Raw genomic sequence first — 7,671 nt, forward strand, 5'->3', positions numbered from 1 at the left:
ACTATGATAAGATTAACCCGTTAGGTCAGGTGGCCTAACTTAAATAAAAAAGTCTCCGACAAACCCGGTACGGTTCATTAAATGGGCCCTATACGATCTACTGTTAATAAAATCCGCTAAACCTAGTTGTAATGGTGTGTTTACAATACTCAGAAGTGATAGAAGTTTCTCTTTGAGATGTTCTTGTTGATGAGGTAAACAAAGCCAGCCAATACGATAGGCTGGTGACAAAGATTTCGAAATTGAGCTACAAAGAAACACATAGCCTTCTTTATCCCAATATTGGATAGGTAGGGGACGATGTAAACTGTGCCCGCATTCAGCATAAATATCATCTTCAACGATAAAACACTTATATTTAGCAGCCAATTTAGCAATTTGCTCTTTTTCATCATTAGTTAGACAAAAACCTAAAGGATTTTGATAGTTAGCTGTCAAAAGACATATTTTTGCTCCTGAATTTGCCATAACCTGCTCTAAGCGATGTAGATCTATTCCTGTATGTGAAGCAGGTGTTTCTACAATCTTTCTACCTAAATTAGCTAATAATAATTGTTGTCCATTATAGTTAGGCATTGGAACAATAACGCTATCACCGACTTGAGTCAGCATTTGTATGATCGTAGATAAGGCAGGCATACACCCACTTGTTATAAAAATTGATTCTTCTGGTATATAAATTCCATCTTCAGCACAGTGATTTGATAAAGCTTGGCGTAACTTAATATGCCCTTGTTTATCACTATATAAAAAATCCTCTGGTGCACTATGTTTTAAAGCTCTTTGAAGAGATCTCCTTAATGTCTGTGTTGGTATTAGTTTAGGGGAAAGCTGAATTGCCCCCAAGTGAACTCTGTGTTGATTGATTGAGGCCTCTTGTATTTCATTCTGTAGTTCTAAATTTGTTATCATCCGTGGATGAGATCCAAATTCGGGATGGATTGGAAAATTTATCTGTTCTTTAGTAGTTCTTACAAAATATCCACTTTTAGGTTTAACAAAAATTAGACCTTGTGACTCTAAAAGCTCATAACAAGATTTTGCAGTGGTCATACTGACATTATGGTTTTTGGTAAAACATCGCAATGAGCTCAACTTTTGATTTGGCTGTATCTCCCCCGAGTTAATTTTTTTAGCAATTTGATCAGCTAAAATTTGATATTGAAAAGCCATATCTGTGCTCTTTTTTTAAAAAAAATTGTATCTGTATATCTTTATATCAGAAAACTAAAATGCAATAAATCTTCTCAATATATTCAATCAATTATGAATAATTTCATTACTACAATTCTTGTAGTTATCTTATGTTCTGGATGTGAAAGTAAAACAGATCAACCTAAACTTGGACAAATGACTTATGTATGCTCTTCATTAGTCAGAGGCTATTTAAAACTTAGTCAATTCGACTCTTATGAGGTATGGAAGAAAGAAGATAAATCGCAGAAAACAATTAAATTTTTATATACTAAATTTTATTCTGGTAATCAGATAGGTCTTATCCGAGATACTAAATTACTTGAATGTACAAAAGAGAGCGGAAAATATTTCTTAAGTGAAATTGATCAACATTCATTGAAAAAAAGTCAGGTTTTAACTTTAGCTTTAAATAAATAATCTATGGTAAATACTCTGCATTTTGCATACTCAATTTTAGGGTATTAGATCATGCTTAATTAATAAAACTCCATTTAACATAATGGCCATTACATAAGGCAGAAGAAAACAAACACATACCTAGTCCTTTTAATTAGCTAAAGAATAAAAGGGGGAAATTTCTACAGTTAAGCCCTGAGGATATGTCCCGTAAAACTTAATATCATAATCATATTTGCTTAGAATTGTTTTAACCAAAGATAATCCCAAGCCATGCCCTGGTTGTTCTGCAGACTTTCGCCAAAAACGTTGCCCCAAAAGTTTTAGCTCATGTTCACTTAAAGTTTTTCCATTATCTTGAATGAAAAGTGAGCTATCCTGCATTTTGATAGTAATAATATCTGTTTGTGCATGTAAGGCTGCATTCTCAATAAGATTTTTAAGTACTGTATAAAGCGCAAAATCAGGAAGATAAATACTTGTTAAAGTTGCCCAATTGATATCCAGACTTTGATCAAGCTCAGGGTAGACTGGGTGTAAATCTGCAATGACTTGTTGCAGTACAGATGTAATATTCGTGGCTTCTAATTTCTGAACAGTATCCTGATCTATAGCTGTCAATGCTAAAAGTTGTTCAAGTAATTGTGCATATCTGCGGATGTTTATATTGGCTTGTTGAAGATTATCCTGTAAATCGTGCCCGGCATGTTGTTGTGCGATGAGTTGAGCAAGTTGTACATGGGTTTTGATTGCCGTTAAAGGACTACGCAGTTCATGTGCAGCATATGCGGTGAAGACTTTTTCATTTTCCAAACTATGGTGCAATTTTTGAATCAACTGAGTTGAATTATCGACAAAAGGTTGTACCTCTTGCGGAATGTTTTTGGGGTCAAGATTTATTAAATATATGGCCGCGTCACCAAGTGTTAATTCTTTTAGGCTCAAATGCTGTGCAATGGTATCAAGACTTTTAAATTCTTTACGTATTATCAAAATAATCAATGTAATACAGATAAGCAGTGATAAAATTAGTGGAATAAGCACTGATTGTAGAATCTGCTGTAGGAGTGAATAGCGTAAGAACATACGTTCGGCAGCCACAACTTGGATATCATTTTTACGTAGCACATAACTACGCCACTCAATCTCACTTTGTTGCCAAGTACTAAAACCAAGCTGTTGTTGACTTAAGTTAGCTGGCGCACCTCGAGTTTTTGCCACAACATGTTGACCCACAGAAATATCTGAGCTGAATAAAGATACTTCGCAAGCAATTAGATTTTCAGCATCGGTAGACTTATTGGTTTGTTGAATAAGTTCGTTTTTAATCGCTTTCATAGGGAGTTGTTGAATTAAACGCGCGACCATATGTGCCGAAGCTGAAAGTCGTTGATCCAAGGTATCTTGCAGGCGTTTTTGCAGATCGACATACAACCAGGCGAATACAATACTCCACAGGCAAAGAAATACCATCAATAAGCTTGTGACCAAACGCCATTTCAAACTATAGCTTCGCATCTGTTATAATTCAGACACTTTAAACATATAACCGACCCCACGAATGGTCTGAATAAAATCAGCATTTAATTTTTGTCTTAAATGGTAAATATGCACATTTAAAGCATTACTTTCGATGCTGTCTTGATACCCATAAAGTTTGTTGAGCAATTGCTCATTTTTCAGAATCTGATTGGGATGGCTCATCAAAGTCTCAAGCAAACTGTATTCACGCCTTGAAAGCTGGATCGCTTGATGTTGATAAAATACTTCTTGGGTATCTTGATTTAAGCTTAAGTCTTCAAACTGTAGAACATTGGATGAAAAGCCGCGGTGACGACGCGTGAGAGCATGAAGACGGGCAACCAGCTCATCAAGTTCAAATGGTTTCGTCAGATAGTCATCAGCGCCTAAGTTTAATGCTTCAATACATTGCCGCGTCTGTATCCGCGCAGTGAGTACAAGTATCGGTGTATGAATCTGATCCTGTCGCCATTTTCTAAGTAACTCCAAACCATCCTGATCCGGCAATCCTAAATCGAGCAGGCACAGATCAACAGCGCTATGACGGATAAAATAATCTGCCGCGCTTGCCGTGCTGACATGCTCGACAGAAATATTTAAAAAATCCAAAGCCGCACAAATACTGTGGGCAATATATGGATCATCTTCTACCAAAACGACAAACATGCGGACTCCCATTGATTGTTCATCTATTTTATAAGCGATTGTTACTGTTAATGCTCTCTTAATTTTAGTTTTTGAATAATAGGGCATCTAACATTAAATACGATGCTGAAATTGATGATGTGGTTGTTGAGAATATTTTTGATAATGGTAGCTGTTTTAATAAGAACAGCACATGCTGATTTCTTGCCACCTGATCAGGCCTTTCAGTTTGAGGCAGTCTCGACCAGTCAGGAGGGTGCTGAACTTACATGGAAAATTGCCGATGGCTATTATCTCTATCATCATCAACTCAAAGTTAGTCATGATCAGAAAGCACTCAAACTGAGCCTACCAGTACCACAAGACAAAGATGATCCAACCTTTGGGCGGACCCAGGTTCATTATGGTCAAGTCAATACTCATATTCCGGTACAGCCTAATCAGCAACTCAATATTCAGTGGCAAGGCTGTGCGGAAAGCGGTTTATGCTATCCAGTACAACGCACTACGATTCAAACTGATGACGAGGGATTATTGCCCACCCAGAGATTCTCGGAGAGTAAAAGACTATTAAATGTGACATCAACTTTAACATCTACTTTAGTGCCAACCCAGTTATCTGAGCAAGCTGTTGCACAACAAAAAAAGGCAGCTTTAGGACCAGAAAATTCAACGAATAAAAACACAGTAGAAGAACCTGAAAATCTGGTAGCGGTACCACAAGATGAACAAGCCGCTGATGAATCCCAGAGACAAGCCTCAAGTGAAGTAAGCACCCAGAGAGAGCCTCAGATACAACAGGATCAGACGAATGCCTCTCTTAAATCTCAATGGAATAATGACCAATTCTTTTTTAACCTATTATCCAACCAGAACCTTTTAGTCAATTTGCTCGTATTTTTAGGACTTGGGATCTTATTGGCTTTTCTACCCTGTTCATTACCTTTGATTCCTATCCTTTCGGGTATTTTGGTCCAGCGCAAAACGGGTTATCGGGCCGCATTTATTGCCGGAGCCTTTGTTCTGGGGCTGGCCATCGTGTATGCCGTGATGGGCCTAGCCGTTGCACAACTAGGTTATAGCTTTCAGCGATGGTTTCAAAGTCCAGTTTTTATTGGCTTATTTGCACTGCTATTCACTGTATTCGCATTTAACTTATTTGGCGCTTTTCATTTGTCATTGCCACAAGGGGTGTTACATCGCCTTGATCAGTGGCAACAAAGACAAAAGGGCGGAACCTTGCTAGGTGCTTTATTGATGGGCATGATCGCAGCATTGATTGTTGGTCCCTGTATGAGTGCGCCACTCGCCGGGGCATTATTATTTGTTTCACAGTTGAATCAACCCGTGATGGGGGCAAGCTATTTATTTGTGCTTGGTCTGGGTATTGGTTTACCCATATTTATTGCTTCAGTGTTTGGTTCACAATATTTACCTAAACCTGGCTTATGGATGGATCGTCTTAAGTTTAGCTTTGGCTTTGTCATGCTGGCTCTTGCTCTTTATTTCATCCGTCCGTTAATTCCAAGTGTGCTCTATTTCATCTTACTCGGTGCGGTTTTACTCCTGCTTGCTGGCTATTGCTTGCTAAAAATACTCCCTCATATATCTCGCAGCATAGCCAAAGCTATGGTGATGATTTTAAGCATTATGATTGCCTTAGGAGGAGCATGGCATATTAACCATGCCCTAGCTCAAATGAGTGTGACCCAAGCAGAGCAGATCTTGGCATGGCAACAGGTGAATACTGAGGATGAACTGAGTAGCGCCCTTGCTCGCTTTAAAGGTCAGACAGTCATTATCGATGTTTATGCGGACTGGTGTGTGGCCTGTCAGCCCATTGAGCATGAAGTTTTGCCGCGTGAAGATGTACAAGATGCTCTTCGTAATATCGCAAGGATTAAGCTCGATCTCACAAATTATCATTCAAGCCAGGATGAATTATTAAAGCAATGGCAGATTCTGGGACCACCAACCATGATCATGCTGGATGTCTCACATCAGGAACAACGTGAACTTCGACTGACAGGAACATTTAGTGCAGCCCAGTTACTCGCAAGACTTGAGCAACTTCAGACAGGCGAACGTGAATGATTTCATCTGAAGCCTTACACCTTGGACCATTGATGTTGCCCTGGACATTAATCATTATTTTGATTGGATTGATGACTGTGTCGATAATTGGCCAGATGGTGAGCAACAAACTCCGATGGGATAAAGCAGTGATCCAGGTTTTTCGGGATTCTTTATGGATCAGTGTCCTGATTGGGCTCATCGGGGCAAGAATCGTTTTTGTATTGTTAGATTGGGATGCCTATTCCACATCACCTCTCGACATCTTCAAGATCCAGGACAAAGGATTCCATCTCATCGGGGGTATTGTTACTGCTATCCCATACTTTCTTTGGAAAAATAAAGGACTGCCTGGTAAATCCAAGGCTATTTTTATCTTTATTTTTACGCTGCTGCTGAGTCTTGGCATTGCTTTTCAAAACAATTTGAAACAGGAAACCCATTTTCCGGATTCAAGTTTTTCGTCCTTAATTCAACATGGTGAAATCTCAGAGAACGTTCCACTCAAGCAGTTTATCGGGCAGCCAACAGTGATCAATATGTGGGCCAGTTGGTGCCCACCGTGTCACCGTGAAATGCCCGTTTTACAGCAGGCACATAATCAATATCCCGGGATTAATTTCGTCATGCTTAATCAGGGAGAAGATCAAGTAACCGTACAGGATTATTTAAGACGTTATGATCTTAAATTTAAACATGTACTGCTTGATCCATATGGAGAAATACCACAACAGATGAATATGTTTGGACTACCAAGCACTTTATTTTTCAATGCACAGGGACAGTTGGTAGAGCGTCATATGGGTGAATTGAGCCCTGCGATGTTGCAGCAATATTTAAAAAAGATATCCATCCAACCTTAATTTTTCTGGTGAATTTTTATGAATACATCGATACAACGTATCCTCATTTCCATGCTGCTTGCAGGTAGTGCAACATTGACTTCCGCCAATAGCGCTATCAAAAAACAGATTGAGCAGGAAGGATTTGAGTTTATTCAACAAATTCCTGCGCCCACAGGAATGACTGGCTGGGTGGGACACAACAATCAGCATCCTGGAACCGTATTTATTGCGAATGACCAGAAATATTACATTCTGGGTGATTTATACAATGCCAAAGGAGACAATCTTTCTGTTGATCTCATGAATAAACATGCCAAAGAAGCGGTTCTGGATGATGTTTGGAAAACCTTGGAAAAGGCTACATGGATCCAGGATGGCCAAAAAAATGCTCCACGCATAGTCTATGTCTTTTCGGATCCCAATTGCCCTTACTGCCATAAGTTTTGGCAGCAGGCGCGTCCATGGGTTAAGTCTGGAAAAGTACAATTACGCCATATTCAGGTCGGTGTCATACGTGAAGAAAGTCGTGCCCAAGTTGCCACTTTACTGATGTTAAAAGATCCTGCAGCAGTTTTTACTGATATGAACGTGAATAAAGGCAAGAAACGTTTAAAACCGGAAAATAAAATTCCTCAAGAGATTGCAAAAAAAATTGATTTCAATCAGGAGTTAATGGAGAAATATGGATTTTTCTCAACACCTTCCATGGTGTGGCGAGACAGTAAGGGCACTTTTAAATCTGCTCAAGGCATGCCAAAGGATCTGAAAGAAATTTTTGAGAAATAAATTTCGCAGGTGAATATGAGATTTTAGGTATTTTGTTAAATGATGGAAAACTTTATAAAGTCATCAGGTTCATATTTTCAACTGTCGTATAAATAAAGTAATGGTAATGCTGTATAGATTGTATTGCCATTATCTTTAGCCGATTTGAGCAGGAATATTGAGGTTAAAGCTTGAGGAATTATGAGTTTGTTAAAGTCACTCGATGGTA

General features: G+C 38.8%; 6 protein-coding genes and 1 pseudogene. 4 read left to right on the forward strand and 3 right to left on the reverse strand.

Annotation, left to right across the window (positions count from 1 at the left end; translation table 11 throughout):
* Positions 1 to 78: 78 nt before the first annotated feature.
* Positions 79 to 1,173: pseudogene (locus Q0017_RS12675) on the reverse strand (PLP-dependent aminotransferase family protein); the annotation flags it as partial.
* A gap of 93 nt (positions 1,174 to 1,266) precedes the next feature.
* Here Q0017_RS12675 and Q0017_RS12680 point away from each other — a divergent pair.
* Complete coding sequence (locus Q0017_RS12680) at positions 1,267 to 1,614, forward strand: hypothetical protein (RefSeq protein WP_121523844.1); 348 nt, start codon at positions 1,267 to 1,269, stop codon at positions 1,612 to 1,614.
* Between the two features lie 129 nt (positions 1,615 to 1,743).
* Here the strand turns inward: Q0017_RS12680 and Q0017_RS12685 are convergent, their stop codons facing one another.
* Both Q0017_RS12685 and Q0017_RS12690 read right to left on the reverse strand, forming a co-directional pair.
* A complete protein-coding gene (locus tag Q0017_RS12685; protein ID WP_121523846.1) occupies positions 1,744 to 3,111 on the reverse strand; it encodes an ATP-binding protein in 1,368 nt (455 codons plus the stop codon).
* Positions 3,112 to 3,114: 3 nt separating this feature from the next.
* Complete coding sequence (locus Q0017_RS12690; RefSeq protein ID WP_298147457.1) at positions 3,115 to 3,780, reverse strand: response regulator transcription factor; 666 nt, start codon at positions 3,778 to 3,780, stop codon at positions 3,115 to 3,117.
* A 117-nt stretch (positions 3,781 to 3,897) separates the two neighbouring features.
* Between Q0017_RS12690 and dsbD the strand changes: the two genes are divergently transcribed.
* The 3 genes from dsbD to dsbG are packed head-to-tail and all read left to right on the forward strand — an operon-like array spanning position 3,898 to position 7,463.
* Positions 3,898 to 5,853 (forward strand): protein-disulfide reductase DsbD, encoded by a 1,956-nt coding sequence (dsbD, locus tag Q0017_RS12695; protein ID WP_298147466.1) that lies wholly within the window; start codon positions 3,898 to 3,900, stop codon positions 5,851 to 5,853.
* Entirely contained in the window at positions 5,850 to 6,695 is an 846-nt protein-coding gene (locus Q0017_RS12700) for a TlpA disulfide reductase family protein (RefSeq protein ID WP_298147460.1), read from the forward strand. Before dsbD ends, Q0017_RS12700 begins: the two co-directional genes overlap by 4 nt.
* An 18-nt stretch (positions 6,696 to 6,713) precedes the next feature.
* The gene (gene dsbG / locus Q0017_RS12705) at positions 6,714 to 7,463 is read left to right on the forward strand and encodes a thiol:disulfide interchange protein DsbG (protein WP_298147463.1); all 750 of its coding nucleotides are present in this window, start codon (positions 6,714 to 6,716) and stop codon (positions 7,461 to 7,463) included.
* The last annotated feature ends 208 nt before the right edge of the window (positions 7,464 to 7,671 follow it).

Origin of the sequence: uncultured Acinetobacter sp. (assembly GCF_947624825.1) — a bacterium.
GTDB lineage: Bacteria > Pseudomonadota > Gammaproteobacteria > Pseudomonadales > Moraxellaceae > Acinetobacter.

Coding starts and splice junctions, on each gene's coding strand:
- Q0017_RS12680 (WP_121523844.1), top strand. CDS start 1,267: ATGAATAATTTCATTACTACAATTCTTGTAGTTATCTTATGTTCTGGA.
- Q0017_RS12685 (WP_121523846.1), bottom strand. CDS start 3,111: ATGCGAAGCTATAGTTTGAAATGGCGTTTGGTCACAAGCTTATTGATG.
- Q0017_RS12690 (WP_298147457.1), bottom strand. CDS start 3,780: ATGTTTGTCGTTTTGGTAGAAGATGATCCATATATTGCCCACAGTATT.
- dsbD (WP_298147466.1), top strand. CDS start 3,898: ATGTGGTTGTTGAGAATATTTTTGATAATGGTAGCTGTTTTAATAAGA.
- Q0017_RS12700 (WP_298147460.1), top strand. CDS start 5,850: ATGATTTCATCTGAAGCCTTACACCTTGGACCATTGATGTTGCCCTGG.
- dsbG (WP_298147463.1), top strand. CDS start 6,714: ATGAATACATCGATACAACGTATCCTCATTTCCATGCTGCTTGCAGGT.